This is a genomic window from Pseudofrankia coriaricola, from assembly GCF_001854805.1.
GTDB lineage: Bacteria > Actinomycetota > Actinomycetes > Frankiales > Frankiaceae > Pseudofrankia.
Map to the genome: position 1 here is coordinate 142,899 of NZ_MBLO01000259.1, position 26,375 is coordinate 169,273.

General features: G+C 71.3%; 24 protein-coding genes. 10 read left to right on the plus strand and 14 right to left on the minus strand.

From position 1 onward, the window contains the following. Positions 1–73 precede the first annotated feature (73 nt). From BCD48_RS38710 to BCD48_RS38720, 3 genes are read right to left on the minus strand one after another with little or no spacing between them, the layout of a single operon-like run. Entirely contained in the window at positions 74–1,708 is a 1,635-nt protein-coding gene (locus BCD48_RS38710) for an ABC transporter permease (protein ID WP_071053350.1), read from the minus strand. Further along, entirely contained in the window at positions 1,705–2,745 is a 1,041-nt protein-coding gene (locus BCD48_RS38715; protein WP_083419851.1) for an ABC transporter ATP-binding protein, read from the minus strand. The genes BCD48_RS38710 and BCD48_RS38715 overlap by 4 nt, the downstream gene beginning before the upstream one ends. After that, entirely contained in the window at positions 2,742–3,434 is a 693-nt protein-coding gene (locus BCD48_RS38720; protein WP_071053351.1) for a TetR/AcrR family transcriptional regulator, read from the minus strand. The genes BCD48_RS38715 and BCD48_RS38720 overlap by 4 nt, the downstream gene beginning before the upstream one ends. A 363-nt stretch (positions 3,435–3,797) precedes the next feature. Between BCD48_RS38720 and BCD48_RS38725 the strand changes: the two genes are divergently transcribed. Both BCD48_RS38725 and BCD48_RS38730 read left to right on the plus strand, forming a co-directional pair. Then, positions 3,798–4,466: an alpha/beta fold hydrolase gene (locus tag BCD48_RS38725; protein WP_071053352.1), complete on the plus strand. Its 669-nt coding sequence runs from the start codon at positions 3,798–3,800 to the stop codon at positions 4,464–4,466. Positions 4,467–4,982: 516 nt separating this feature from the next. Next, positions 4,983–6,641, plus strand: a complete 1,659-nt coding sequence (locus BCD48_RS38730; RefSeq protein WP_071053353.1) for a serine/threonine-protein kinase — start codon at positions 4,983–4,985, stop codon at positions 6,639–6,641. 134 nt (positions 6,642–6,775) lie between these two features. Here the strand turns inward: BCD48_RS38730 and BCD48_RS38735 are convergent, their stop codons facing one another. Next, entirely contained in the window at positions 6,776–7,555 is a 780-nt protein-coding gene (locus tag BCD48_RS38735) for a hypothetical protein (RefSeq protein ID WP_083419886.1), read from the minus strand. Between the two features lie 380 nt (positions 7,556–7,935). On the opposite strand from BCD48_RS38735, the gene BCD48_RS38740 reads away from it, so the two are divergent. From BCD48_RS38740 to BCD48_RS38760, 5 genes are all read left to right on the plus strand, one after another. Further along, on the plus strand, positions 7,936–8,601 hold the full coding sequence (locus BCD48_RS38740) for a TnsA-like heteromeric transposase endonuclease subunit (protein ID WP_157910617.1): 666 nt from the start codon (positions 7,936–7,938) through the stop codon (positions 8,599–8,601). Between the two features lie 979 nt (positions 8,602–9,580). After that, on the plus strand, positions 9,581–10,177 hold the full coding sequence (locus tag BCD48_RS54495; protein ID WP_071053355.1) for a hypothetical protein: 597 nt from the start codon (positions 9,581–9,583) through the stop codon (positions 10,175–10,177). 2 nt (positions 10,178–10,179) lie between these two features. Further along, a complete protein-coding gene (locus tag BCD48_RS38750) occupies positions 10,180–10,824 on the plus strand; it encodes a TniQ family protein (protein ID WP_071053356.1) in 645 nt (214 codons plus the stop codon). Between the two features lie 66 nt (positions 10,825–10,890). After that, positions 10,891–12,504 carry an IS1634 family transposase gene (locus BCD48_RS38755; RefSeq protein WP_071053446.1) on the plus strand — a complete coding sequence of 538 codons (1,614 nt, stop codon included), beginning with the start codon at positions 10,891–10,893 and terminating at the stop codon, positions 12,502–12,504. 46 nt (positions 12,505–12,550) lie between these two features. Continuing rightward, positions 12,551–13,057, plus strand: a complete 507-nt coding sequence (locus tag BCD48_RS38760) for a hypothetical protein (protein WP_131804194.1) — start codon at positions 12,551–12,553, stop codon at positions 13,055–13,057. A 342-nt stretch (positions 13,058–13,399) separates the two neighbouring features. On the opposite strand, the gene BCD48_RS38765 is transcribed toward BCD48_RS38760, so the two are convergent. From BCD48_RS38765 to BCD48_RS38790, 6 genes are all read right to left on the minus strand, one after another. Beyond that, the gene (locus BCD48_RS38765; RefSeq protein WP_131804195.1) at positions 13,400–14,773 is read right to left on the minus strand and encodes a hypothetical protein; all 1,374 of its coding nucleotides are present in this window, start codon (positions 14,771–14,773) and stop codon (positions 13,400–13,402) included. An 11-nt stretch (positions 14,774–14,784) separates the two neighbouring features. Then, the gene (locus BCD48_RS38770; protein WP_071053359.1) at positions 14,785–15,435 is read right to left on the minus strand and encodes a SigE family RNA polymerase sigma factor; all 651 of its coding nucleotides are present in this window, start codon (positions 15,433–15,435) and stop codon (positions 14,785–14,787) included. Between the two features lie 80 nt (positions 15,436–15,515). Continuing rightward, complete coding sequence (locus BCD48_RS38775) at positions 15,516–16,169, minus strand: hypothetical protein (RefSeq protein ID WP_071053360.1); 654 nt, start codon at positions 16,167–16,169, stop codon at positions 15,516–15,518. 552 nt (positions 16,170–16,721) lie between these two features. Beyond that, positions 16,722–17,111, minus strand: a complete 390-nt coding sequence (locus BCD48_RS38780; protein ID WP_157910618.1) for a YybH family protein — start codon at positions 17,109–17,111, stop codon at positions 16,722–16,724. Positions 17,112–17,340: 229 nt separating this feature from the next. Further along, positions 17,341–18,339, minus strand: coding sequence for an ROK family protein (locus tag BCD48_RS38785; RefSeq protein ID WP_071053362.1), 999 nt, complete (start codon positions 18,337–18,339; stop codon positions 17,341–17,343). A 573-nt stretch (positions 18,340–18,912) separates the two neighbouring features. After that, positions 18,913–20,091 (minus strand): lipase family protein, encoded by a 1,179-nt coding sequence (locus BCD48_RS38790; protein ID WP_071053363.1) that lies wholly within the window; start codon positions 20,089–20,091, stop codon positions 18,913–18,915. A 473-nt stretch (positions 20,092–20,564) separates the two neighbouring features. Here BCD48_RS38790 and BCD48_RS38795 point away from each other — a divergent pair, with 473 nt between their 5' ends. After that, positions 20,565–21,374: a DedA family protein gene (locus tag BCD48_RS38795; RefSeq protein ID WP_083419854.1), complete on the plus strand. Its 810-nt coding sequence runs from the start codon at positions 20,565–20,567 to the stop codon at positions 21,372–21,374. Between the two features lie 177 nt (positions 21,375–21,551). On the opposite strand, the gene BCD48_RS38800 is transcribed toward BCD48_RS38795, so the two are convergent. Beyond that, positions 21,552–21,890 (minus strand): P-II family nitrogen regulator, encoded by a 339-nt coding sequence (locus BCD48_RS38800; protein ID WP_071053364.1) that lies wholly within the window; start codon positions 21,888–21,890, stop codon positions 21,552–21,554. A gap of 110 nt (positions 21,891–22,000) precedes the next feature. Between BCD48_RS38800 and BCD48_RS38805 the strand changes: the two genes are divergently transcribed. Beyond that, positions 22,001–22,543, plus strand: a complete 543-nt coding sequence (locus BCD48_RS38805) for a YbhB/YbcL family Raf kinase inhibitor-like protein (protein ID WP_071053365.1) — start codon at positions 22,001–22,003, stop codon at positions 22,541–22,543. Between the two features lie 240 nt (positions 22,544–22,783). Next, the gene (locus BCD48_RS52720) at positions 22,784–22,915 is read left to right on the plus strand and encodes a DLW-39 family protein (RefSeq protein WP_241842326.1); all 132 of its coding nucleotides are present in this window, start codon (positions 22,784–22,786) and stop codon (positions 22,913–22,915) included. Positions 22,916–23,220: 305 nt separating this feature from the next. Here the strand turns inward: BCD48_RS52720 and BCD48_RS38810 are convergent, their stop codons facing one another. From BCD48_RS38810 to BCD48_RS38820, 3 genes are all read right to left on the minus strand, one after another. Further along, positions 23,221–24,066, minus strand: coding sequence for an ABC transporter permease (locus tag BCD48_RS38810; RefSeq protein ID WP_071053366.1), 846 nt, complete (start codon positions 24,064–24,066; stop codon positions 23,221–23,223). Between the two features lie 68 nt (positions 24,067–24,134). Further along, on the minus strand, positions 24,135–25,067 hold the full coding sequence (locus BCD48_RS38815) for an ABC transporter permease (RefSeq protein ID WP_083419856.1): 933 nt from the start codon (positions 25,065–25,067) through the stop codon (positions 24,135–24,137). After that, complete coding sequence (locus tag BCD48_RS38820) at positions 25,064–26,314, minus strand: ABC transporter substrate-binding protein (RefSeq protein ID WP_071053367.1); 1,251 nt, start codon at positions 26,312–26,314, stop codon at positions 25,064–25,066. Before BCD48_RS38820 ends, BCD48_RS38815 begins: the two co-directional genes overlap by 4 nt. Between the last annotated feature and the right edge of the window lie 61 nt (positions 26,315–26,375).

The window sequence follows — 26,375 nt, forward strand, 5'->3', positions numbered from 1 at the left end:
GGCCGACTGGCCGGCGCCCGGCCAGCCGGGACCACGTGACCATGGCGGGCTCCCCACGCGGCCCGAGGCCGGTTCAGGCGACGGGGATGTCGCGGCGACGCAGGCCGGCCAGGCCGGCGGCGCCGAGGGCCACGGCCAGGACGCACAGGACGGCCAGCGGCACAGCGGTGACGGAGCCACCGGGAGGGCGGGTCGCGTGGGTGAAGGGAGAGACGTCGAGGAGCCAGTGACTGAGATTCAGGCCGGAGCCGACGAGGCCGATGAGCAGGCAGGCGGCAAGTGCCGCCCAGCTGACCGGCCACAGGCGCGGGACCAGGCCGAACAGGGCGAGCGCGAGCGCGGCCAGCACCGCGACGGCGGGCAGTTGCACCCCCGCCGAGCTGACCCCCCTGGCCGTCTCGTGGCCAATGTCGCCGGAGCTGGCCCCGTACACGAGTCCCGTGACGGCCCCGGCGACCAGCATCGCGAGGGCCGGGCCGAGAACCGCGAAGACAAGATGGCTCGTGGCCCAGCGCAGCCGGCCGACGGCCGTGGTCAGGACAGGCTCCGCGCGGCCGCTCGCCTCCTCGGCGCGCAGGCGCAGCACCGCCTGGATGGCGTAGCCGGCGGCGATCATCCCGAGGAGGGACATGATCGAGGCCAGGTAGGAGCTGACGAGCTCAGCCCGGCCGCCGAGGCGGGTGAACACGTCCCGCAGGCCCGGGTTGTCGCCGACCAGGTCCGTCACGCCGCTCGCGACGCCACCGAAGACGACACCGAGCAGCGCGAACCCGGCGACCCAGCCGGCGAGCAGCCCCCGATGCAGCCGCCAGGCCAGCGCCAGGGGCGAGCCGAACGCCGGCCGCGCCGTCGCCGGGCCGAGCCGGTCGGGCAGCAGGCCCGCGCCGAGGTCGCGCCGCGCCGACAGCGCCGTTGCCACCGCGACGAGACCGGCGACGATGCCCGCGATGACCGCGAACACCCACCAGTGCCGCGCGCCGGACGGCCCGGCGAACGGGTGGACGCGTTGGAGCAGCCCGATCGGCGAGACCCACGACAGCCATTCCAGCGCGCCCCCGGCACCGCCGGGGGTGGCGGAGCCGCCGCGATCACCGAGGATCCGGGCGGCGTAGGAGGCCGCGAGCACGGCGACGCCGATCCCGCGCGCGGCGCCGGCGCTGGTCGTCAGCTGCGCGGCCACCGCCCCGACGCCCGCGAAGATCCAGCCGGCGGCCGCCCATTCCAGGCCCACGGCGACCGACCCGGCCACGGGCAGGCCGCGCAGGCTCAGCGCGACCGCGGTCAACAGGGCGGTACCCAGGTTCGCCGCGAACACGACCGCGAGCGCCGCGGCCAGGCCCGCCTGCCGGCCGACGACCGTCGAACCGACCAGCTCGCGCCGGCCGGCCTCCTCCTCGGTCCTGGTGTGCCGGATGACGGCGAGCAGGCTGATCAGGCCGATGACGACCGGGATGAAGCCGCCGCGCCAGGTGACCAACTCGCCAAGGCTGGAGCCCGAAAGCCTGCCGTAGAGCGCCGTGAACGCGCCGTTGTGCGCGCTGGTCGCGGCGAAGCGCGCCCGGTCCGCGGGCGTCGGGTACAGGTCGGCGAACGTCACGGCGAAGCTGACCGGGAGGATCCCGACGACGTAGACCCAGATCGGCAGCAGCACCCGGTCACGCCGCAGCACCAGCCGCGCCAGGGCGCCGGTCCCCCGCAGGCTGGTCATCGCCGCGCCTCCGCCCGCCCGTCGCCGGTGGGGGCCGCCTCGGCGTCCGCGCCGACGCCGCCGTCGGCGTGGCCCGCGCCGACGGCGGCGGCGGCGGGCACGCCACCGGATGCGGCCGTGCCTTCCCGGCCGCCGGTCCGGTCGTAGTGGCGCAGGAACAGCTCCTCAAGCGTGGGTGGCTTGCTCACCAGGCCGCGGACCCCGGCCGAGGCCAGCCGCGACAGAGCGGGGTTGAGCGCGTCGGCGTCCGCCTCGAAGCTGACCCGGTAGCCGTCGGTCACCAGATCGTGGACGCCGGGCAGGCTGGCGAGACCGGCGGCGGTCGCCGCCGTGTCGGCCGTGGCCGCGAGGTCCGCCGCCACGACGGTCCGGGTGAGGTGGCGCATGTCGGCGAGGGTGCCGGCCTCGACCGTCCGCCCGTCGCGGATGATCGTGAGCCTTTCGCACAGCGCCTCGACCTCGTCGAGGAGGTGGCTGGACAGCAGCACCGTGCGCCCGCCCCGGCGCCGCTCCTCCTGGATGTACTGGCGGAACTGGTCCTCCATCAGCGGGTCGAGGCCGCTCGTCGGCTCGTCGAGCAGCAGCAGCTCGACGTTGGACGCGAACGCGGCGACAAGCGCGACCTTCTGCCGGTTGCCCTTCGAGTAGGACCGGCCCTTCTTGCGCGGGTCCAGGTCGAACCGCTCCAGCAGCTCGGCCCGCCGGCGCCCGTCCAGGCCGCCGCGCAGCCGGCCGAGCAGGTCGATCGCCTCACCACCGGACAGGTTCGGCCACAGCGTCACGTCGCCGGGTACGTACGCGAGCCGGCGGTGCAGCTCGGTCACGTCCCGCCAGGCGTCCTCGCCCAGCACGGTCGCCTTCCCCGCGTCGGCCCGCATCAGCCCGAGCAGGATGCGCAGCGTCGTGCTCTTGCCTGCGCCGTTGGGCCCCAGGAAGCCGTGCACCTCCCCGGTGTGCACGGCCAGGTCCAGCCTGTCGAGGGCGCGGGTGGCCCCGAACGTCTTGACCAGCCCTTCCGCGCGGATTGCCTCGCTCATGGTCGGGGGCCCTTCGTCACTGTGCCCGCCGCCGCCGGCGCCGAGGGCGCGGACGAGAACGGCGCGCGAGCCTGTAGCTGGTCATATGCGGCCCGTGCCTGGGCGGCCTGGTCGTCGGTGAGCAGCGGGTGCGTGTAGATGTCGAGGATCGCCCTGCCGAGCCGGATATGCCCGCTCGCGTCGAGGACGTCGGCACCGAGCGCGCGCGAGACCTGGTCATGCAGCATGAGCAGCCCGGTCTGCATGGCGACCAGCGCTGCGGCGAACGCCCGCGGGTCGTCCGGCCTGGTCGGAAGCCGCCCGTCCTGGGCCCACTGCTCGGCGAGGTCGACCATGCGGTCGAACAGCGCGGCGGCCGACGGCGAGCCGTCGACCAGCGACCGCGCCAGGTAGCGCTGCATCAGCAGTATCGACGGGTAGACGGCCGCCATGAACGTGGAGTCGGCCAGTCCCCCCGCGAGGATGGCCTCCTCCTTGATGGCCATCGCGTGGTCGAGCGCGTGCACGTCACACGCGTCGCGCAGCGCCTCCTTCGACCCGAAATGGTGGCGCACCAGGCCCGACGACACGCCGGCCGCCGAGGCGACCCCCCGGATCGTCGTCGCCTCGAAGCCCTGCTCGGCGAACAGCCGCAGCGCCGCGTCCCGGATCCGCGCCTTGGCGGTCAGGTCCTCGTTCGCTCGCTCCATCCTCGTCACCTTCTCCTCTCCTCAACCTCCACTATACGGAGAGGCAGTCGACTACACATCCGTATAGTCAAATCCAAGATCGGACGGCACATGCCTCAGTTCAACCAGGTTTGGAGGAAACGTGACCATCCAGCCACGGGGCACGTAGGCGCAGCACCCAAGCAACCAGCTCCGCGCCCCTGATCCAGACCAGCCCCGCCGCATCCCCTCAAACCCCGGGACCACGCTGGGAGCAGGGTCCCTGCCGGATCGGCGGAGCCGATCTGGCAGGTCGTGATCTGGGAGGTCCGGGTCGCGCCAGCGACCTTCGAGCCGATCGCCACAGTTCGGGCGGATACGCGGGGATCGCGTTAGCGTGCCGGAGTGGCTGATTCAGCGCCGATCGTCCTGATACATGGCTTTGCGTCTTCGAGCGAGCACGGCTGGCGTCCGGCTGGCTGGATCGACCTGCTGCGGGAGACGGGGCGGGAGGTCATCGCCGTCGACCTGCCCGGGCATGGCACGGCCCCTCACTCGACCGACCCGGCGGACTACGCCGACGTCGCCGCGACTGTCGCCGGCGTGTTCGCCGACCGCGGCCCGGTCGACGCCGTCGGCTTCTCCGCCGGCGCCCGCCTGCTGCTCGAGTGCGCCACGCGCGGGCTCGCCTCGTTCGAGCGGCTGGTGCTGATGGGTATCGGCCCGGCGATTCTCGAGATCCGCGAGGCCGTCCCGTTCGCGATCGACAACGCCGACCCGGCCGACGTCCGGGCCCGGCTCTTCCGCGGCCTCGCCCGCAGCGCGGGCAACGACCTCGACGCCCTGGCCGCGTTCGCCCGCCGCCCCGTGGAGCCGATCACGGCCGTGGAGCTGGCCGCCGTCACCTGTGAGGTGCTCGTCGTCACCGGCGAGCGCGACAGCGTCGGCTCGCCCGAGGCCCTGGCCGCCCTGCTGCCCAACGCCACCGGCGTGACCATCGACGGCGCCGACCACTTCTCCCTGCAGTCCAACATGCGTGCCATGGACACCGTCCTGAGCTTCCTCGGCGTCTGAGGCGCTCCCGTTGCCGGACGTTCCGCGCCCGCAACCGGGCAGCGCCCGGGGTTCCTGCCGGATTGGCGGAGCTTGCGGAGCCAATCTGGGAGGTCCGCGGACGCTGAGCCTGACCTCCCAGATCGCTTACCTCCCAGCAGACCTCCCAGATCGCTCCGCGATCCGGCAGGGACCCCGGCTTCGCGATCCGGCAGGAACCCTGTCGCCGATCCGGCAGGGACCCTGCTCCCAGCGTGGTTCCGGGCCCTGGCATATGGCGGTGGTCCGGCCGGATCCGGGCTCACGACGTGGCTCGGTTGGCGCTGCGCTGATGCGCGGTCACCAGCTGTAGATGAGTTACGCGCGTTGCTCACCAGCATGATGTTGCATTTGCCGGGTGGCCGCACGTCGAAAGTGTGATGGCCCAGGCGGAGGGGGTGCGAAGGACACCCAGGCCGTCACGGAAGATATTGGGCGTCGCCGCGACTGCGACGGCTGACGAATGACGGATCGCGGAGGCGAGGAGGACGACGCCGCGTGAGACCGCTCCGTGCGGACGACCCCCGCGCCGTCGGCGGCTACCAGCTGCTCGGCGTCCTCGGCGGCGGGGGCATGGGCCGCGTCTACCTGGCCCGCGGCCACGGCGGCCGGACCGTGGCGGTCAAGGTGATCCGCCCCGAGTACGCCGACGACCCATCGTTTCGCGCCCGGTTCCGGCGGGAGGTCGACGCGGCGCGGCGGGTCGGTGGCCCATGGACCGCCCCGCTGCTCGATGCCGACCCGGACGCCGAGCATCCCTACCTCGTCACCGCCTACATCCCCGGGCCGTCGCTGATGCAGGCGGTGGCCGAGCACGGCCCGCTGCCGGCGCCGACCGTGCGCACGCTCGGCGCCGGCCTCGCCGAGGCGCTGGTCGCCATCCACGGCGCCGGTCTGGTCCACCGCGATCTCAAGCCGTCGAACGTGCTGCTCAGCCTGGACGGGCCGCGGGTCATCGACTTCGGGATCTCCCGGGCGATCGACGCCTCGGTGCTCACCCGGACCGGCTCGCCGATCGGCTCGCCCGCGTTCATGTCGCCCGAGCAGGTGGGCGGGGCGGAGGCCGGCCCCGCGAGCGACGTGTTCTCCCTGGGTTCCGTGCTGGCGTTCGCCGCGACCGGCACTGGCCCGTTTGACGGCTCCATCGTCGCCGCTGTGCTGCACAGCGTGGTCACCCGGGAGCCGAACCTCGCCGCCATGCCCCCCGATCTGCGTGACCTCGCGCGCGCCTGCCTGAACAAGGACCCGGCCGCGCGGCCCACCCCACCCGCCGTACTCGCCGCGATCGCCTCAGGCCGCGACGCGGCCTCGCTCGTCGCGGCGGGTTGGCTGCCGGCCGATCTCATCACCGGCATCAGCCGGCAGGCCATCGCCCTTCTCGACCTGGACACACCCGCCGGGCCACTCACCGGCCAGTCGGGTCCTCAGGGCAGCTACCCGTCGTGGGGGTCCGCGACGGCCGCGACGTCGACGCCCCGACCCGAGGCCGTGTCGATCCCGCCCGTTCCGCCGACACCGCCCGCCGCCGGCAACCCACGCCGCGGCCAACTCGTCGTGGCCGCGGCCGCGGGCTTCCTGAGCCTCGCGATCGCCGCCCTGCTGATCGTCCTGCTGGTGCTGCCCAGCTCTGGCAGCGACGACGGATCGCGGGGTTTGGAGACGACCAGTGCCAGCGGTTCTCCGGCCGTCACCAGCCGGCCGGCCACCTCGGACGCCGCCGGCGAATCCACCCGACCTGACGAGACCGACGCCCCTAAGCAGGGTGTCCTGCCCGCGGGCTACGTGGGGACATGGGAAGGACGAGTGACCTCCCAGGAGGGCCTCGTCTCCAACGTGGTGATCACGTTGCGGGCGGGCGAGAGCGGACAGACCCTCGGCCACGCGGAATCCACTCTGATCCAGTTCCTCAGCGTGGACGTGGGCTCGCTTCGATGCACGGGAGACTTGCGGTTCGCCGGAATCGGCGGCCCCTACGGCGACGAGGTGATCGTCGTGGACATCCCCGACTCTGGTGAGAACCCGATCGTTTTAGGTATGCACATGTGTACCCAGGGTGACACTGTTCGCCTGCGGCTGGAGCCTGATGGCGGGCTGACCTACACCTCCGGCTCCGCCGCCGCCGGCCAGCCGACCGGCGTCCTGCTCCGCAGGCCGTAGTCGCCTCGGCGCGGCGATCTCGGCCCGCGCCCACGGGTACCCGGCCATCGTGACGAACCGGCCGTCGTCACGGAAATGATGTTTCGACGCCGTCGTCGCCACAGTCCGATGGCCCGGCCACTGGCCGGGTTCGCTCAGCGGTCGCGAAGGCGGTAACGGCTCCAGGGCAGAGGGTCGCTGGGACCGCGCCTCGGCCCAGGCACGGCCGGCGGCTCCGCCGAGGCCGCGGCGGGCCGGGCCGGGGCGGCCGCCGGCTCGGCGCCGGTGGCGCGGACGCCGCCGGCGGATGCCTCGCTGAGGCCAGAAGCTCCGGCCGCGGTGCCGCCGGCGGCGGAAGGACGGCCGGTCTGGTAGCCGAGGGCGATCTCCGCGCGGGCCAGCCAGTCCAGGTCGAGAGCGGGGGTGACCCGCGCGAGCAGGGTGTCGAGGCGCTCGACGAGCGCGTCCGCCTCGGGGCCGCGGCGCTGGCGGCGGGCGGCCAGCGCCCAGCGGCTGGCCGCGTCCTCCAGATCGCTCAGCGGACTGGTGTCGTGCAGGCCGCGCCGGACGATGCCGGCGAGCTCGCCGGAGAGCCGGCTGGAGCCGGACCGCTCGGCCAGGGCGACCAGGTCGGAGGCGACGGCCAGCGCCCGCCCCCACGCGAACAGGCCTGCATGCCGGCGGGGAAGCGCGGCCAGCTGGCTGACCCAGCTGGTCGTCACGCCGAGCGCGCGGGCCAGTTCGCCGAGGCCTCGGCGGGAGCCGTCCTCCGGGAGCAGCTGGTGGACCGTCATCGCCTGCAGTCCCGCCCGGTTGTCGGCCAGCTCGCGCAGCGCCCGCCAACGGACCACCGGCGGCGCCGCGGCCCACAGCCGCGTCATCGCGGTCAGCAGCTCGTCCACCTGCTGATCGACCTGATCATCATGTCGGCTCATCCGCGGCAGCACCCCTCACCTCGTTTATCGCCACTTAACACTCGTCAAGTGACAATAAACGCTAACACACTGCAACTTGATCACTACTCGCCTGCGCCTTGTAGGTTCCCCCGTTGATCTTCCACTTCCCAGATCGCTTTTCCACTCGCCGGCAATTGGAAGTGATCTAGGTAGGCGTCCGGGTCCTAGCGCGGACCGCCTGGTCCGAGGGCCGCGACGGGTCAGAGGGCACACGAGATCACAGTTGCACCCTAGATGGGCACTTTCTGTCGCTTTACGGTTGCCGTGAGGAGCGTGGGGGGTGTTGCGGGATGGCGCGGTCGGCGGCTGCGTTGGGGTCCGCCCGACTCAGGGTTCGCAGAGCTGACGGCGTTGTCGAGGTGGAGCTCGACCGGCCTGTGCACGTCGAGTTCGACGGGGTGCTGCCATGGCGGACATTCCGTTGGCACCGGGGCCAGGCGCACTACTCGGGCTTGTACTGGTCGGCGGTGACCTGCGGTCACGTGGGCTACGAGTCGCGGCTGGAGCTGGCCTGGCTGCTGTTGGCAGATCGGGATCGCTTGCTACGGCAGGTAGCGTCGCAGCCGTTTCAGATGGTCGCGCGGGTCGACGGCGAGGTGCGCCGTCATGTGCCGGACTTCGTGGCGGTGCGCGCTGATGGGCTGGTGACGGTGGTGGACGTCAAGCCGCGGCGGCGCCTGGCGGACGAGAAGGTGGCATTCACCTTCGGGTGGGCTGGTCGGGTCACGGCGGCACAAGGTTGGTCGTTCGAGGTGTTCAGCGAGCCCGACCCGGTGGTGCTGGCGAACGTCCGGTTCCTGGCGGGCTACCGGCGGAGCACGCAGTTCGACCAGGGGTTGCTGGACGCGGTGGTCACCGCAGTCGGCTCGCCCGTGTCGTTCGCCGAGGCGGTGCGGTCGGCGGGCGCGGTGGTGGGGAGCGGTCCCGCTGGTCGTGCCTATGTGCTCGCTGCGCTGTGGTCGGGGCGCCTCTGCGCGGATCTTCGGTTGCCGTTGGCGTCCGCGACGGTGGTGACGGCGGCGTGAGTTCGGCGCGGGCGAGTGTCGGGCTTGGCAGCAAGGTTGTCCGGGACGGCGAGCTGTGTGAGGTCATCGAGCTGCAGGGCGACGCGGTCGTTGTCGAGGACCGCAAGGGCCAGGTCTCGCGGCTTCGGCTTGCCGACCTGCTGCGGCCGGGCGGCCCGGCTGTCCCGCGCCTGGTGGGAGCGGCGGCGCCTGGCAGCGAGGAGCCGCCCCAGGTGTTGTTGGACCGGGTGGGCGAGGAGGCGGCCGCGCGGGCACGAGAACGGGCTAATCATGTCCGTGAGGTGCTCACGGGCTACCGGTCGGGATCCGCGGAGCTCGCGGCGCCTGGAGAGCCGCGCGGCGCGTTCGCGCCGAGCGTCCCGCTGATGAGGCGGTACGAGGCCAAGGCCGAGGAGCTTGGGGTGACGGCCCGGACGGTTCGCGGCTGGGTGATCGCTTACCGGGCGGGCGGGGAGGCGGGGCTGGTCGATGCCGCGGCTGGGCGCCGCCGTCCGGTGCTGGAACAGGTCGACACCCGGTGGGTGGACGCCTGTCGGGCCGTGCTCGATGACCAGGTCGACGACTCGAACGTGACGAAGTCGCTGACGTTGCGGCGGGTGGCGGCGCGGCTGGAACGGGAGTTCGGCGCCGGGGTCGTCCCGGCGCCCCGGGGCGGCGCGGCCTACCGGGCGCTCAACGAGATCGCCCGGGGTCGGGGAAGCTTCGGGGCGAGCGCGAAGGCACGCCGTTCGATCGCGAACCGGCCGGCGGTCTCCTACGGCCGGCTGCGGGCGTCCCGGCCGGGTGAGTACGTGCTCCTCGACACCACCCGCCTCGACGTGTTCGCGATGGAGCCGGTGACGCTGCGCTGGGTCCAGGTGGAGCTGACGATCGCAATGGATCTCTATACTCGCTGCGTCACGGGGATGCGGTGCAGCCCGGTGTCGACGAAGAGCGTGGATGTCGCGTCGGTGCTGTTCGAGATGATCCAACCAAGCGCTTGTCGCGGGCCGCGCTCGACGCGCTGTCCCCGGACGCGAAGGCGGAGCACGACCGGGCCAGGCGGGTCTGGCACGCGAACATCGGCCCGCTGCGCACCCCGCAGATGGCCGCGCTGCACGACGACCTGTGGGACATCGTCGAGACGAACCAGCAGGACGGGGACAAGGCCAAGGGCGCTGCCGCGATCGACGGCTACCCGGGGCTGGGCAAGACGACCGCCACGCTGGTCTTCGCCCGCGAGTTCCACCGCCGCCAGATCACCGAGGAAGGACGGTCCACCCCCGGCGGGCACGAGCACCTGCCGGTCTGCTGGATCGGCCTCGGCGCGAACACCACCATCAAGGGCCTCAACCAGACGATCCTCGACTTCGCCCGCACCACCGGCCACATCGGCTCCCTGATGACCCTGATCAGCCGCGGCGCCGGCCGGGCGATCCGCCACGGCCAGGAACGGCTCACCCGCGACCTGCTCGACCGGGTGAAGGCCGACGAAGGAGCCGAGCAGTCCCGCGCCCCGCTGCAGGCAGCGCTCGACGCCGGCCGGCTGACCCCGCATCACCGCGCCCTACGCACCACCGCGTCCGCCGACGCATAACGATGCCGGCCCGCACGCTGCCACTGCGGCTCGACCCGCTGCCCGACGAGGCACTCGGCTCCTGGCTGGAGACCTACGCGCACCGGCTGCAGGCCACCCTCGGGGACCTCGCCATCGCGCTCGGGCTACCGACGACCGACCGAGAGCACCCCTCACGGATGCTTGCACATGCGCCGGACTGGACTGTCAGCCTGCACACCAGCGAAGCAGCATCCATCGCCGCTGCCTGCGGGATCTCCCCCGCAGCCCTCCACAGCCTGACCCTGACCCGTTTCGACGGCCGTGCGGTGCATGTCGACACCGAACGACGCCGTGTCCGCTACCGGCTCTGGGCCCGGACCGAAGGCTCACGCTTCTGCCCCAGCTGCCTACACGAGAGCGACGGACGGTGGCCACTGAACTGGCGCCTGAGCTGGTCCTTTGCCTGCCCAATCCACCAATGCCTGCTCGTCGACACCTGCCCTCGCTGCGACCGCCCGGCCCGCACGGCCGGCGTCGCGCTCGGCTTCGTTCCCCACCCAGGACACTGCGCGCGCAGCATCGGCGGCGCCCGAGGCCGGGAAGCGGCACGCTGCGGCGCCGACCTCACCGCCGCCCCCGCCCTAGCCCTGTCCTTCGCACGTGCGTGTGATGGGCCAGCTACGTGATCTTTTGATCGTTCTGTGTCGGGCCTGCCGCGCCGCGGAGTGGTGGGCCTGGCACGGTTCCTGGCTGTGACGGCCGCGGCGGACTACGGGCCGCCGAGCGTCGAGAAGATGCTCGGCGCGCTGCCGGTCATCCGTGACTTCCTGCGCCGGCTCGATGTCGCCGGCACCGTCGACCGGCTCTGCCCGGTCCGCGACATCGCCCGGCTCACCCATGGCCAGGTCATCGAGGTCCTGATCGCCAACCGGCTGACCTGCCCGACCGCGATGGTCCGCGTCGCCGACTGGGCGGCGGCCTGGGCGGTCGAGGAGGTCTTCGACGTCCCGGCGGACGCGCTGGGCGACGACCGGATCGCCCGGGCCCTCGACGCGCTCGCGGAGCAGGCCGACCAGGTCGTCGGCTCGATCGGCGCGGCCGCGGTCGCCGGCTTCGGCCTGGATGTGTCCCAGGTGCACTGGGACATGACGTCGATCTCCCTGTACGGCGCCTACCCCGAGACGGATCCCGACTACGCCACGCCGCGGTACGGCCATCCCAAGGACCGTCGGCCCGACCTCAAACAGATCCAGACCGGGCTCGGGGTCCTCGCCGACGGCGGGGTCCCGCTGGTCGCGAGGGCCTACGACGGTGGCGCGGCCGAGGTCTGTCAGGTCGTCGGTGCGCTGCGCGCCCTGCGGACGGCCGCCGGCCCGCGCCCGTTCCTGCTGGTCGGCGACACGAAGCTGGTCTCCTACACCAACCTGTCCGCGCTCGTCGCCACCGACGGCGCACGGTTCATCGCCCCGGCGCCCAGGAACGTCGTGCCCGCGACCGTGCTCGCCGCCCTCGACGTGACCACCGCGGCCCCGGTCGACTACGTCGCCGTCCGCGACCGGGAGAAGTTCGCCCACCAGCGGGCCTTCTACCGGGCCTGTGAGGGCCGGACCACGGTGCGCGGGCCGCGGAAGAAGGATCCGCCGCTGGTCGTGCGCACCGTCCACGTCTGGTCGTCGGCCAGAGCCCAGGCCGCCGTGTCCGCCCGCCGGCTCAAGCTGGCCAGGGCCACCGACGAGCTCGACCGGCTCGTGCGCACCGCCGGCACCCGCTACCACCCCGACGAGCAGGCGGTACGGGCCCGTGCCGAGCAGGTCTGCCGGTCCCGCCGGGTCACCGGCCTGGTCCACTACGAGATCGACGCCGATGAGGCCAGTGGGAAGACCACCTTCACCTGGGCGTTCGACGAGACGGCCCTGGCCGCCGAGGCAGCCAGCGACGGCTGGTACGCGCTGCTGACGAACCTGACCGTCGCCGAGGCGGACGCGGCCGAGGTGCTGCGCCGCTACAAGGGGCAGGAGAAGGTCGAGCGCCGCTACAGCGACTACAAGGGGCCGCTCGCCGTCGCGCCGCTGTTCCTGCGGTCCAACCAGCGGATCGACGGGCTGATCCACGTGATCTGCCTGGCGTTGCTGGTCTTCAGCCTGATCGAACGTGAGGTCCGCCGGGCGATCGCTCCGGCCGAGAAGCTGCCGGGTCTCTACGCCGGCCGGCCCGCCAGGCCCACCGGCCGGCTCGTCTTCGAAGCCCTCGCCGCGCTGCGCCTGGTTCCCGCCATCGGCGGCCAGCCCGCCTACATCCCCTGGCCGGGGACGTTGCAACGCCACCTGCTCGACCTCCTCGGAGTCGACCCCACCCAGCCTCCATGATCGAAAAACGTGATCACCGGGGCGGGTAGGGGCACCAGAATCCGATGTGCGAAACACAGGCCTAGCGTTGGACGACGGCCACCCCGTGCTCGAAGCCCAGCAGATTCTCTGGCACGTGCTCGACCGCCCCACCGCGAACTTTGGGATCTACAAGGCCGTCCCGGAGCCCGTCACGACCATGCTCACCGACCTCGCCTTCCTCGGCCGCAGAGTGCTCCACGACGCGAGCATCGACGACCTGGCCAGCCGGCTGCCCGCCGACGTGCTCGCCCAGTACGTCCGCGACCGTGACGGCAGGTCACCCCGTCAGCCCATTCACCCACCCGACCGGGCGTCCCTCGTCGCCGTCACCGTCACCGCCGCTCTGCACGCCCTGCGGATCGCCGACACACGCACAGCCGGCCACGACCTGCGCTGGCTGTTCAAAGACCCGCAATCACCACCAGCGACGGAGTTGAGCATCCCGCTGAAAAGAGCGCTACGCCCCCCAGAACCCCCTCGCCGTCGGGGCCTCCGCTGGCCGCCCCGGTGGAGGGATCAACCAGCCGTCTAACAGCCGCGTCGCCGTCCTCAGCGCGACCGCCGCGGACCGAGAGGGACACCCCTGCGTCGGGCCAGGGGCCCGCGTCCACGGGACCTAACCATCCTGCCGCGCCTCGGGACGCGACGTCCCGTTCATAGCAGGCCCGACCTCTCGCGAGCCCTGGGCGATCAGAAGGTGTATATAGGTTCCCGGCTCTCGCCGCCGTTTCCCAGCTTGCTCCGCCACTCGACCGGCATTGGCGGAGGGGGTCTTGACCGGCTCTGCGAAGCCGCCGCGGCGCCTGCCCGCCGGGCCCGCCGGGTGGCCGCGCCGCCTTCAGCGGGCGGAGGACCCCGGCGAGCCCGGTTCAGGTCACGCGTGCGGGCAGCTCAGCATTTCCATCCCCAGCAGGTTGAGGGAACCGCACCAAGACCTTCGCTGGAGTTTCCAGCCGTCAGCCGTACGGATCGCCCCGACGGTGATGGGGAATCGGACGACGCCGTCCGGCCCGCGCTGGCCAGCCATCACCGCGACCGTCGGGTCGATGAACGTCATCGTCACCCGGGCCATGACGAAGTCGGATCCGCTCTGGCTGAGGCTGTCGACCGTGACCTCCATGGTGTCGCTCAACTGTGGGAAGTGGGCGCGCAGGTTGGCATGGATGGCTGTCAGCGCCGGGCCGTCTTCCACGGCCGCGGCCCAGCGCTCGTCGGGCACGCCGTGGGCGAAGGCGTCGTGGAGGACCGACTCCACCGCCGCGGCGATCCCGGCGTCCTCGAGGGGCCGCAGGGACTCGGTCGGTAGCGGAGCGATGCTCGGCATCGGGCCGAGGACCAGCCCGGCGCCGATCTGCCGCAGCACCTCGAGGTCCACCGGAGCGGCACCGTCGGCCTCGACGCCGAGCACGGCGCCGCTGGCCGTGGGCCAGGTGAGCAGGCCCCCGTAGCGGTGGTCCGGTTCCGGGCCCTGGGGATGTGCGGCGTCGTGCCCGAGGGCGAGGTCGTTGCGGACGAAGGCGGCGTCCCGGTCGCCCACCGTCACCGCCGACACCTCGGTGACGCCGGCGGCCTCCCCGGCGGAGCCGTCACTGTCAAAGAAGCCCCCCAGCTCCTCCTGGATCCGAGGGATGGTCGCCCCGATCGTGTGGTCGTCCGGCGGATAGGCCGCGATCACCCAGACGGTGGACAGCCCGGCCGTCGCAGTCGTCGACGCCGTGGACGGCGCGACGAACCTGCTGACGAACGCGTTGGCGCCGAGCATGTGCACGTAGCTGGCCAGGAGCGGTGCTTCGGCCTCGAACGGGATCACGTCGGTCAGGTCCGCGTCGTGCGTCATCGCCGCCGGCAGCCAGGTCGTGGTCACGCCGCCGAAGGCGTACGGAACGTCCCGCGACGCGGGCCCTGCCGCGGCCACGGCGGACCCCGGGTCGTTCCCGCCGGCACGCAGGCTCACCGGGATGCCGACTCCCGCCACGATCACCAGCACGAGCGCGGCGACCGCGGCGACGCGAGCGCGTGACCGATGACGGCGGGCCTGTGCGCACACAAGGTCGGGGAACGCGGTGCCGACACCGCGCCGCGGCCTCCCGGCGCCCAGGGCGCGCAGGTGCGCCACCAGGTCCTGGTCAGCGCCGTCCACGATGTCGCGCGTGGGCTGCGTCCCCGCCGCAGCCCCGACCCGCGCGGTGAAATTGCCCCTTTGGACCGGTCCACCTGGGTCGGTGCGCCCGTTTGCTCCTGTACTCACAGCATCTCCCCTCACCGGGTGGGTCGCGTCGAACGCGGAGCGGAAGCCCCTGGGGACGAAGCGGTGCCGCCATCCCCTGTCTCGTTGGTCAGGACGTCGAGGCCTCCCCCGCCGCGGTGGCGTCCTCGTGGGGCGTGGACGGCGCCGAGCGCCGCCAGGTGCTCGCTGTCGCGCAGCCGGGCAAGGCCCCGCGAGGCCTGGCTGCGCACCGAACCGACGGAGCAGCCGAGCGCGGCGGCGACCTCCGCCTCGGGCAGATCATCGACGTAGCGCAACACCAGCACGGCCCGCTGCCGAGGCGGCAGGGACAGCAGCGCGCGGACCAGGCCGTCGCGCAGGGACAACCGGTCAGCATGGTCGACGCCCACGGCGGCGACATCGACAGTCCACTCGCCATCGACGACCAGCGGCACCTCCGCGACCCGCGACCGCAGCCACCGCCACCGGTTCGTCGCGGCATTGACCAACGCCCGGCGTACATACGCCTCCGGCCGGCCCTCGGCTATCCGCGGCCACTGCCGGTAGGTGCGCTCGAACGCCCCCTGCAGCAAGTCCTCCCCCGCACCCCAGTCCCCGCCGACGAGCAGAACCGCACTCAGCAGCAACCGGTCGGCAGCCCCGGCCACGAACGTCTTAAAGGCCAGCTCCTCATCAGCACGCACCCTCGCCTCCACTGTGTCCAGCTCGCCCGTGTCTGGCCCGTCCCAGTACAAACACGCCCGACCCCAGCCACGATGAGTACTCAGCCGAAACCCACGCTGAAAAGACGTCGCCGACGCGGGCCGCCGCGATTGACGCGACGCCACCCGTCCATCCCGCCGAGGAGTCGGTCTTGGAAATCCAGGGTCCGGACGACGGACGAGCCGCTGTCGGCGCAGGCCCGAACCGAATACGTCACCCGACTTGCCCCCAATTGGGATCTGTCCGACTGACGCACCCTGTCCCGTCCCCGCCAACCTGGTCTGGCCACGAGGCACTGACCAGGCAAGAGACCAGATGCGGTGGACAACGCCGCTGCTCGTCCCAGTGCGGCCGCGAGCTCGGTGAGTACCGAGGTCCGGAAGGTCTCCAGGTCGCGGTCGCCGAGCAGGAACCGGACGTCGAGGTCGGTGCAGGCGACGAGCAGGTGGCGTTCGGCCTTCTTACGGCCTGGCTGGGGTAGCCAGGGGCCGACGCGCAGCGGGTCTCGTCCATCACCACGACCATCGCCATCCTTCGACGCGGGCATCGACGAGTTCGAGCCGTTCCGCGACAGCAGGCGCTCCACCCGGCCGAGCCGGTCCGCCAACACCGCGTTCGCCGCCGTCAACTCCGTGATCCTGGCGTCCCGCGCCGCGTTGTCCTCCGTCAGCCGGGCGATCCGCCCTGCCTGCAGCCACACCAGCACGACCAGCACGTCACGCGCCAGACCTCACCAACCCCGACACCAGCCGCTACGCGACCATAACCCCACAGACCGCCACCAAAACTGACAAATCAGCACTCTCCGCAAGGGCGCTGCATGTACCTGGTCAGGCATCAGCTGATCGACCTTCCGGCCGGATCGGACCAGCTTCGGAGGGGACGACCGGTCGACCTGGCCAGCTTCGACTGGGACGAGACCAGGGCGCCGGGACGGGACACACCCGGCGACTCCCCGCGCAGAACTGCCATCGAAACCCGGTAAGTCAGCACTACGCCTAATGACACCCCGCCTGGGAAACCCCTGGCAGCACGCCACCGATTGGAAGATCAACGGGGGAACCTACACCTGCGCCTGCAGGTTCCCTCGTTGATCGTCGTTTTCCCGGCGGGTTGTCAGACGGGTAGACACCGGTACTTTCGCACCATGAAGGTGCTCCTTCGACTGGAACGGATCGGGCTCTCGACGAGCCCGTCCTCCCAGCCCAGGAGCGCTTTCCTATTTCAGACACACCCACCAGACGGTCATGGCGTGAAAGCTTGAGGCCTAGCTTCCGGGCGTCAGCGACTCGTGATAGTGCACCCCGTGCCATCCGGTGGCGTCGCGGCGGAACACCACGGACACCCGGCCGGCAACCACGTGCAATGGCCCGCTGACGAAGTGGGCTCGAAAGCGGAACCCAAAATGGACGGCGACAACATCGTCACTCAAGCGCTGGTGACGGACAGCGAATACGTCCATGATCTCGACGTCGCGAAACAACCGCACGACGCGGGCGTAGTACGCGTCAAGGTCGACCTTGGAGGTGATCGGATCCGCCAGCTCGGCCGGGCTGTACACGATGTCCTGGTCGGCCCACAGGGAACCCAACAACCCCGCGTCGAGCCGTAGGAAGCCATCTTGGTAGCGGCTGATGAGGTCATCGATCTCGTTCACGCACGGCACACTAGGACCTCAACCGCGCTTGAGGTCAACCGAACCTGTGCAGCCACCGACGCAGCTGCGAGGTTTGGTTTCCGGACAGGCGTCGGGCCAGGGCCCGCGTCCACGGGGACCTGGCCCTCCTTCCGCGCCTTGGGAGGCGGCAGCAGCGCATGGTGCTGCTGTCTGGCGTCAGGAGTTGTGCGTCTGCGGTAGGCGGCGACGCCGAGGTCAGCCGCCGAGGTCAGCGGACGCTGGGCAGGGTCGGGGACGGGTAGCCGGCGGGGGGCTCGGCCGCCCAGGCGGCGGCGCCGACGGCGCCGGCGAAGCCGTCGATGGCGGTGACGACCCGCGGGTTCTCCACGAGAACGGTGTAGCGGGACATGATGTCGTCGAAGTGCGGGCGGAAGGCCGACAGGCCGGCCGACACCCCGCCACCGAACACGATGACCTCGGGCGCCAGCGCGTTCGCGAGGCAGGCCAACGCGATGCCGAGGGCCCGCCCGGCGCGGGCGACCAGGCGTGCGCAGGCCGGATCGACGGGGGCGAGCTGGACCACGTGCCCGGGCGTGACCAGCTCGGGCCGGCCCTCGACGGCCGCGGCGAGCACCGGCGCGGAGCCGGTCCGGACGAGGTCTCCGCCCATCTCGGCCAGTGCCCGGCCACCCGCGATGGTCTCCAGGCAGCCGATCGCGCCACAGCCGCACTTGCGGCCGTCATCGGGCTCGATCGGCATGTGCCCGATCTCGCCACCGCGGCGCTGGTAGCCGAGCCGCAGCTGGCCGTCGGAGGCGATCGCGCCGCCGATCCCGGTCCCGAGCGTCACGAAGATCGCGTCGGCCGCGGTGGCGGCGGCGCCGTGCCGCAGCTGGCCATAGGCGAACGCCCGCGCGTCGTTGGCGAGGTTGACCGGCCGCCCGATGGCGTTCGCGAGCTCCGGGCCGATCGCCCGGGCGGGCCAGTCGCCCGGGATGTTCGGGACGACGAGCAGCTTGCCGGCGACCGGGTCCAGCGCGCCCGCCACCGCGATGCCGATCGCCCGCGCCGCCGGGACCTGGGCGGCGAGGCCGGCGAGCGCGCACAGCACGTCGTCGACGCCGGTCCGCGGCGTGGGCACCTGGCCCTTGTCGATCACCGTGCCGTCGACCAGGGTCACCCACTTGATCGACGTGCCGCCGAGGTCGAGGCCAAGAACCGGATCCGTGCCCGCGCTGCCCGCGCGTGGTACGCCGTCCTGAGTCACCGCGCCATTCTCCGTCCCTGCCAGCGAGGCCGAACCGCCTTCGGCCTAGTTGTCGCCCAGTTGCCGCGAGTCGCGTCACATACCGGCCAGTCATGCCCGACTTTGGTGCCCCAGTGGCGGCGCGCCGACCGCCTGGACGCCCGTCCGGCACCAGGCTGGTCGAGCGCCTCCGGCCGCGCGAGACGTCGCCGTCGTGGCGCGGCCCCGCATCAGGTAGGCCGAGAGCCTCCGCCGTCAAGGCTGCGTTATCGTCGCGCAGCCGCCGCCGGGTCGGCCCGGCGACCCCGCCTCCGCCTCCGCCCGCGACCGCGTGGCTGTCTCACGGCCGGGAGGACAGGGCCCGCTCGCCGCGCGCCAGGGCTGGACCGCACCGCGGGCCGGGCCGTGGGCCGGGCAGCCCTCGAGACCGCGCCCGCTGCTCGCCGGCCGATGAGGAGAGCCGACGAGGAGAACTGTGGGCAGGCGCATCGGGCCGCCCGCCGGAGGACCGCGGCGGCTGTCGTCAGCCTCGAAACTGATGTTCGATGAGCTGGCTCGCTGGACCGAGGTGCTCGCCCCGTTACGGCCTGGGCGCTAGAGGCCCGCGCAGATGTTGGGGACCGGCGGCGGGTCGGTGGCGAACCGGCCCGCGATCCAGCTGTACATCTCCGGATAGGACGCGCCGACGACCGTGCTGTGGTCCGCGATCGCGTAGCGGTGGTAGGCGACCTCCGTGCCGGTGGCGCACAGGTCGCGCACCACACCGTCCGTGACGGGCTGATGGATCACATCGTCGATGTCGCCCTGCAGTACCAGCACAGGGGCCATCCGCGCGATGACCGCGGTCCGCTGCGCGGCGAACACCGAGGCGTAGGGCTCGGTGGTCAGCGGATCGTGGACGAACACCGTCGCGCTGCTCTGCCCGGAGCTCGCGATGAGCAGATCCAGCGCGCACTTCTCCCGGGCGATCGACAACAGCCGTCGTCCCTGCGCGGTGAGGTCGTCAGAAAGCCGCACGCCGGGATCGATCACCGAGACGCCAATCGCCGCCAGCAGCACGTAGGCGACTCCGTTGGGCTCGGCGAGCATGCTGCGCAGCGAGTTCGGCACGTCAGCCAGGGGCGCGGTCGTCACCACCCCGCGGATTAAGAGTTCCGGCGCGTAGCGGGCGGCCAGCGCTCCGGCGGCCAACGCGGCCTGGCCGCCCTGCGAGTAACCCCAGATGACCACACTTTCACCGGCATGCGCGGCCGGAAGCGACCGGGCGGCACGGGCGACGTCGAGCAGCGCCTGGCCCTCCGGGCGGGCGACATAGATCGCGTGCTCGCCGGGAGTGCCGAGCCCGATGTAGTCGGCGGCGGCGAGCACGTACCCCTGCGTCACCAGCCCGAGCGCCCCGCCGATGGATGACAGCGGCGGGTTGGACCTGGACGGCGCGCACGCGTCATTCACCCCCGTGGTGCCATGCCCGAAGGCGACCACCGGCCGACCGTCGGCCGGGACAGGGCCGCCCTGCCCGGCCGACGGAGTGACGACCAGCCCGGAGGCCACCACGTCGGCGCCGTTCTGGTCCCGCGTGTGGTAGACGACCCGCCAGGCCGCCATGCCATCCGACGCGGTCAGCGGCGTCGCCGAGATCAGCTCGCCCGGCGCGCCCGGCCTGACATCCGCGGGTAACTCGGTGTCCGCCTGGGTCGGCTCGGCCGTCGCGGGCGCGGCGCCGCCACCATCCCCGCCGGAGCCACAACCGGTCAGCGGCGCGGTCGCGCACACAACGGCCAGAGCCGCCGCGACGACAACCAGCCCTCGCCGTGCCCGCCGTCTGCCCGGTCCACCCGGAGATGCCTGCGTCCGCACATGTCGAGGTTATTCACCCTCTGTGTCGGCGAACGTTTCACGTGAACCAACTTCGCCCGCTATGGCCGGAGGCACCACCGTCGCCAACCGTCAACCGCCGACCGCTTCGCCGCTCCACGCCCAACGCGGCACCGGATCCGGTTCCTGCTCCGGTCGCGCGGCCACCGGCCGCCCGGCCGCGGTATGGCATGAGACACACGCTCCGGCCAAGGCCTCCGGACCACAGACTCCGGCCAGCTCAGCCGGGTACTGCCAGCCGCTCGCCCGGCGGGCGGAGACGCTCGTTACCCTGATCTGGACCCACGGACTGGGCCATCGACGAGCGGGCATGCCGTTCCCGCGGGCGGCTGGCCATCCTCGCGACCGCGTCCGCTCCGGAGGCCCGCACTGTGACCACCTCGATCGCGGCGAACACGCTTGCCCTCCCCGCCTTCCTGAATGCGGACACCCTGGCCAAGGCCGGCATCGCGGTCATTCTGATCATCGTCTTCGCCGAGTCGGGACTGCTCGTCGGCTTCTTCCTGCCCGGCGACTCGGTGCTGTTCACCTTCGGCATGCTGATCGCGCGGGGCGAGATCTCCACCCCGATCTGGCTCGCCTGCCTGTTGATCGGCGTGGCGGCCGCGGCCGGCGACCAGGTCGGCTATCTGTTCGGGCGCAAGGTCGGCCCCGCGCTGTTCCGCCGGCCGAACTCCCGGGTGTTCAAGCAGGAGCACATCGAGAAGGCACACGCCTTCTTCGAGCAGCACGGCGCCCGGTCGATCGTGCTGGCCCGCTTCGTACCGGTGATCCGCACCTTCACGCCGATCATCGCCGGCGTGAGCCGGATGAGCTACCGCACATTCGTCATGTACAACCTGATCGGCGCCGTGATCTGGGGCTGCGGTGTGACGGCCCTCGGATACTTCCTCGGCCAGATCGGCGTCATCCGGAACAACATCGAGGCGATTCTCGTCCTCATCGTGCTGATCTCGGTGGTCCCGATCGGCTACGAGCTCCTGCGCGCCCGCCGCGCGGCCAGGCGCCGCTCTCACGACACCGTCCCCGCGATGGACGACACGCTGGACGACGAGGTACTTCCAGTCAGCCACGAGACGACCCAGGTCCTCGTCCGTCCGCGCCCCGGCCTGTCCGTCCAGCCGCCGGTCCCGCGCCCCACCCCTCGCCGCCCCGACGGCGGCGGCCGCCACCGTCGCTGACGGGTCCCGGCCACACACGAAAAATCTCGATCGCCTACTCGTCGATACGGGGGGATTCGACGAGCAGGACGACCGAGACGAACGCTAGCTTACGCCACCTCAGGCCGGCACGACACAACAGACGACATCTGAATACTCATCTTCTGGAACTGAGGTCTGGAACTGGGCTCCCGAAGATCAGAGCGCATCGGGGCCTCGCTCGCCGGTACGCACGCGGGCCAGCCCGTCGACCGTAGTGACCCAGATCTTGCCCGCGCCGCTCGCGGTGCTCGAGGCCGAGCGCAGGATGACGTTGACTACGTCCTCCGCGTCAGCATCCTCGGTGACGATCTCCAACCGGACGTTACTGACGGTTTCGTCATGGAACCTCTGCCCCCTATACGAACTGGTACGCCAAACTTCCATGCCGTAACCGGTTACCTGGCTAGTCGTCATGCCATGGATACCGAACGTGGTCAGCGCGGCGCGCACGTCGGCTACCCGGTGCGGGCGGAGGATTGCGGTGACAAGCTTCACGACCAGGCCCCACTCATGCGCTCGGACTGCGGGTTTTCGTTCCGCCAAAGCGTAGAGCCGACGCATGCCGGGCTGCGCTGCCCACCCTTGCTCATCTGGAGGAACGCCGTATGTCGCTGGCCGACCGCGCACTGGCGCCAGACCCTCTCGACCTGCTGCCGCCTGCTCCCAGCTTTGCCGTGACGAGCACCGACCTGACCGACGGCGAGCCGCTGTCCCTGGCCCAGGTGCACGGCAGCGCCGGTGGGGAGGACGTCTCTCCGCAGTTGTCCTGGTCCGGATTCCCGGCCGAAACGGCCAGCTTCGTCATCAGCTGCTATGACCCGGACGCGCCGACGGGATCCGGCTTCTGGCACTGGACCCTCGTCGACATCCCGGCGTCGGTCACCGAGCTGGCGACCGGGGCCGCCTCGGGCGACCTCTCCGGCCTGCCGGCGGGCGCCTATCACGTGGCGTGCGACTGGGGGACGAAGAGCTACGGCGGCGCGGCACCCCCGGCGGGCGACCGCCCGCACCGGTACGTGTTCGTCGTGCACGCGGTCGACGTCCCGAAGCTGGAGATCAACGACGCGGTCTCGCCCGCGGTCGTCGGATTCAACCTGGCGTTCCACACGCTTGCCCGGGGCGTCCTGCGGGCGACCTACCAGCGCTGAGCGGCCCAGGGCAACGCCGAGCGCCCCTCCGGGGCGCTCGGTCCACCCAGGCACGATCCTGCCCGCTCAACCCACGAACCCAGCCACCTCGTCGACTCGGGACCAGGCCAGGCTCGTCGTATGCCCCGACCTGGAATCACGTAAGAGGGCGCCCTGCGCCCGATCGCGGGCGCAGGGCGCCCGAGATACCGTGACGAGGCGGGGCCGGGAGCCCAGCAACCAGGACAAGGAGAGCGTCCGATGATGCGCAAGCTTGCGTTGATCGCCGCGGTGGCCAGTGCCGCCGCGCTGGCCACCCGCTGGCGCCGGGACAAGGGCGAGCAGATCGATCTGTGGCGGGAGGCGACCTCCGCCAGCACCAGCCAGGACTAGGGCGGTCCCGCGCCCGGACGCTCCGCGCCCCAGACCTCCCAGATCGCTTCGCGATCCGGCAGGGACCCCGGCCGGGCGCCGCCCGGGGTCCCTGCCGGATCGACGGAGCCTGCGGAGTCGATCTGGGAGGTCCGCGGGCGCTGGACGCCCTCCCCGCGTGGTTCCGGGCTGACGCATATGACGGTGGCCCGGCTGATCCCGCTCGACGAGGTGGCTGGGTTGGCACTGCGCTGATGCGTTGTCACGATCTGTGGTGGCGTTACGTGCCTTGCTCGCCAGCCCAATGTCACACCCACCGCGCGGGGTCAGGCCGGGGCGCCGGCGGTGTCGTCGGCCGGCCGCCGGGTGCGCCGGCCTCGGCCAATGGTCGCGCCGAGTACGGCGAGCAGCACGCCACCCATGAAGATGATCGTGGCCATGACGTTCACCTGCGGCGGGACGCCGACCCGTGTCGCCCCGAAGACCCACAGCGGGAAGGTGAGCGTTCCGCCTGCGTTGAACTGCGTCATGATGTACTCGTCGATCGACAGCGAGAAGGCGAGCAGCGCGCCCGACATCACGCCCGGGAAGATGATGGGCAGGGTGACCAGCCGGAACGTCGCGAACGGGCCGGCACCCAGGTCACGCGCCGCTTCCTCGAGGCTCAGGTCGTAGCTGGCCAGCCGTGTACTGACCACCACCGCGACATAGGCGATGTTGAACATCGCGTGCGCGATGAGGATCGTCAGGTAGCCGCGCGGGATACCAAGCGTGATGAACAGCGACAGCAGCGACGCGCCGAGTACCACCTCGGGCGCGGCGATGTTCGCGAACAGCAACAGGTTCACGGCGCCCTTGCCGCGGAACGCGTGCTTGCCGATCGCCATGCCGATCATCGTCCCGAGCACGGTCGCGATGAGGGTCGACAGCAGCGCGATCGTGAGCGAGTTCTCGAGCGCGGTGGTCAGGTCGGGAATGGCCCCGATGCGTTTCCACCAGGTGAGGGTGAACCCCTGCCAGTTGTTGTTCTGCTTGCTGTGCGTGTCGTTGAAACTGAAGACGATCATCGAGATGATCGGCGCGACCAGCCACAGCAGGATCAGCCAGGTATAGACCCGCAGCAGGTGCTCGCCGAGCCGGCCGCGCGGGCGCCTGGCCTTGCCCTTGGGCATGGCCCCGGACGCCGCCGAGGCCGAGGCCGGACGCGATGTCGAGGACGGAACCGGAGTCGGAGCCGCGCTCATCGGGTGCCCATCTCGAAGACGTCGCGGGTGCCCAGCACACGCGCGTAGATGAAGATCCCGACGAGCAGGATCACCATCAGGATGAACGAGATCGCGGAGGCCAGCGGATAGTCCGCGTTCGTCAGGAACGTCGTCTGGATGATGTTGCCGATCATCGTGTCACTGGTGCCGCCGAGGATCGAGGCGTTGACATAGTCCGAGGTCGCGGGCACGAAGGTGAGCAGCACGCCGGCGAACACGCCCGGCATCGACAGCGGCAGCACCACCCGGCCGAACACCGCCGCCCTGCCGGCGTAGAGGTCGTCGGCGGCCTCGAGCAGCTTCGGGTCCATCCGCTCGAGCGCGACATAGATCGGCAGCAGCATGAAAGGGAACGAGTTGTAGGTCAGGCCCCCGATGACCGCCGTCGAGGTGGCGAGCACCCGGAAGTCGTCCGGCAGCAGGCCGATGTCCTTCAGGTTGCCCAGCAGCACGCCGTCGTCGGCCAGCAGGAACTTCCACGAGACGGTCCGGATCACGAACGAGACGAAGAACGGCAGCAGCACCAGGAACAGGTAGGTCGAGCGGCGCCGCCCGCCGTGGAATGCGATCCAGTACGCCATCGGGTAGGCGAGCACGACGCACAGGACGGTGCAGATCCCGCCGTAGGCGAAGGACCGGATGAACTGGTCGGAGTACTGCCTGATCGCGTCGGGGTAGACCGCGAAATGGAAGGTCTGCACGAAGCCGTCCACGACGTTCCCGGTTTGCAGCGAGACCGAGAGCATCACCAGCATCGGGACGACGAAGAAGATGGCGAGCCACAGCCCGCCCGGCAGCGCCAGCAGGTACGGGGTGAAGGGCGAGCGCCACCGCGCGCCCCGTCGCCCGCGCCGGGGACCAGTCGCCCCTGGGGCAGGGGCGACTGTGGCCGCGGGCTCGGCGCTCACGACTGGTAGACCGGCTGGAAGATCTTGTTCCACTCGGTTTCCTCGTCGGTGGTGAGGACGCGGAAACGGTGGGTCTTCGCGAGGTCCGACTCGCTCGGGAAGATCAGCGGCGAGTCGGCGAGCGCCGGGGACACGTCCTGCTTGGCGGTCGGCACCGGGGTGATGTAGTTGATGTACTCAGCCAGCATCGCGGCGATCTCCGGCTTGTACACGTAGTCCATGTAGGTGATCGCGTCGACCGGGTGCTGGGCGGTGATCGGGATGCACATGTTGTCGGTCCAGAGGATCCCGCCCTCCTTCGGAACGATGAACCGCAGGTTCTTGCCGCTCGCGACCTGCTGGTACACGTCACCGGACCACGCCATGGAGATCCACAGGTCACCGGACGCCAGCGCGTCGATGTAGTCCTGCGTGTAGTACTTGCGGACGATGCCGTCGGTGCGCTGCTTGTTCAGCTTCTCGGCGGCCTTCTTCCAGTCGTCCGGGGTGGACTTCTCCGGGTTCACCCCCATGCCGACGAGCGCCAGGTTCGGCAGGTCGAGGTTGTCGCCGAACATGCCGACGTGGCCGGCGAACTTCGGGTCGAACAGGTCCTCGTAGCTGGTGATCTCCCGGCCGGTCTTGGCCGGGTCGTACGCGATGCCGGTGAGCCCGGACTGCCAGGCGACCGTGTACTTGTTGCCCGGGTCGTACGACGGGTTCTTCACGCTGGCGTCCGCGTTCGCCGCGAACGTGGGCAGCTTCGTCTGGTCGAGCGGCGCGAGGTAGCCGAGCTGGATGAACTTGTCCAGGAAGATGCCGTTGGTGATGACGATCAGGTCGGCGCCGATCGACTTCCCGGCGGCCAGGCTCGGCCGGACCTTGCCGAAGTACGACTCGTTGTCCTGGATGTCCTCGCGGTAGTTGACCTTGATTCCCGTGTCGGCCTTGAACTTGTCCAGCGACGGGTTGGACTTCCCGTCCTCCGACACGTCGATGTAGAGCGGCCAGTTCGAGAAGTCGAGCGTGTTGGTCTTGGTCTTGCCCGCCCAGAAGTCGCTGGGCACGACGCTGGCCGAGTCGTCCTTCTTCTCGCCCTTGACCCCGCAGGCGGCCAGCAGCGCGGCCGCGCCGGCGAGGCCGCCCAGCCGGAAGACGTCGCGACGGCCCAGCCTGGGCTGGGTCAGCCCGCGCAGGAGCGCCGGATTGACGGCGGGGGCGGGCGCCTGGTGCGCGCCGGGATGGTCCGAGCTGCCGTGAGTCGTCACAGTGGGGGTCCTCCGCGAGATGCAGTGGTACTAGCGTTGTTCGCTGTGCTTGGGCGGCCCA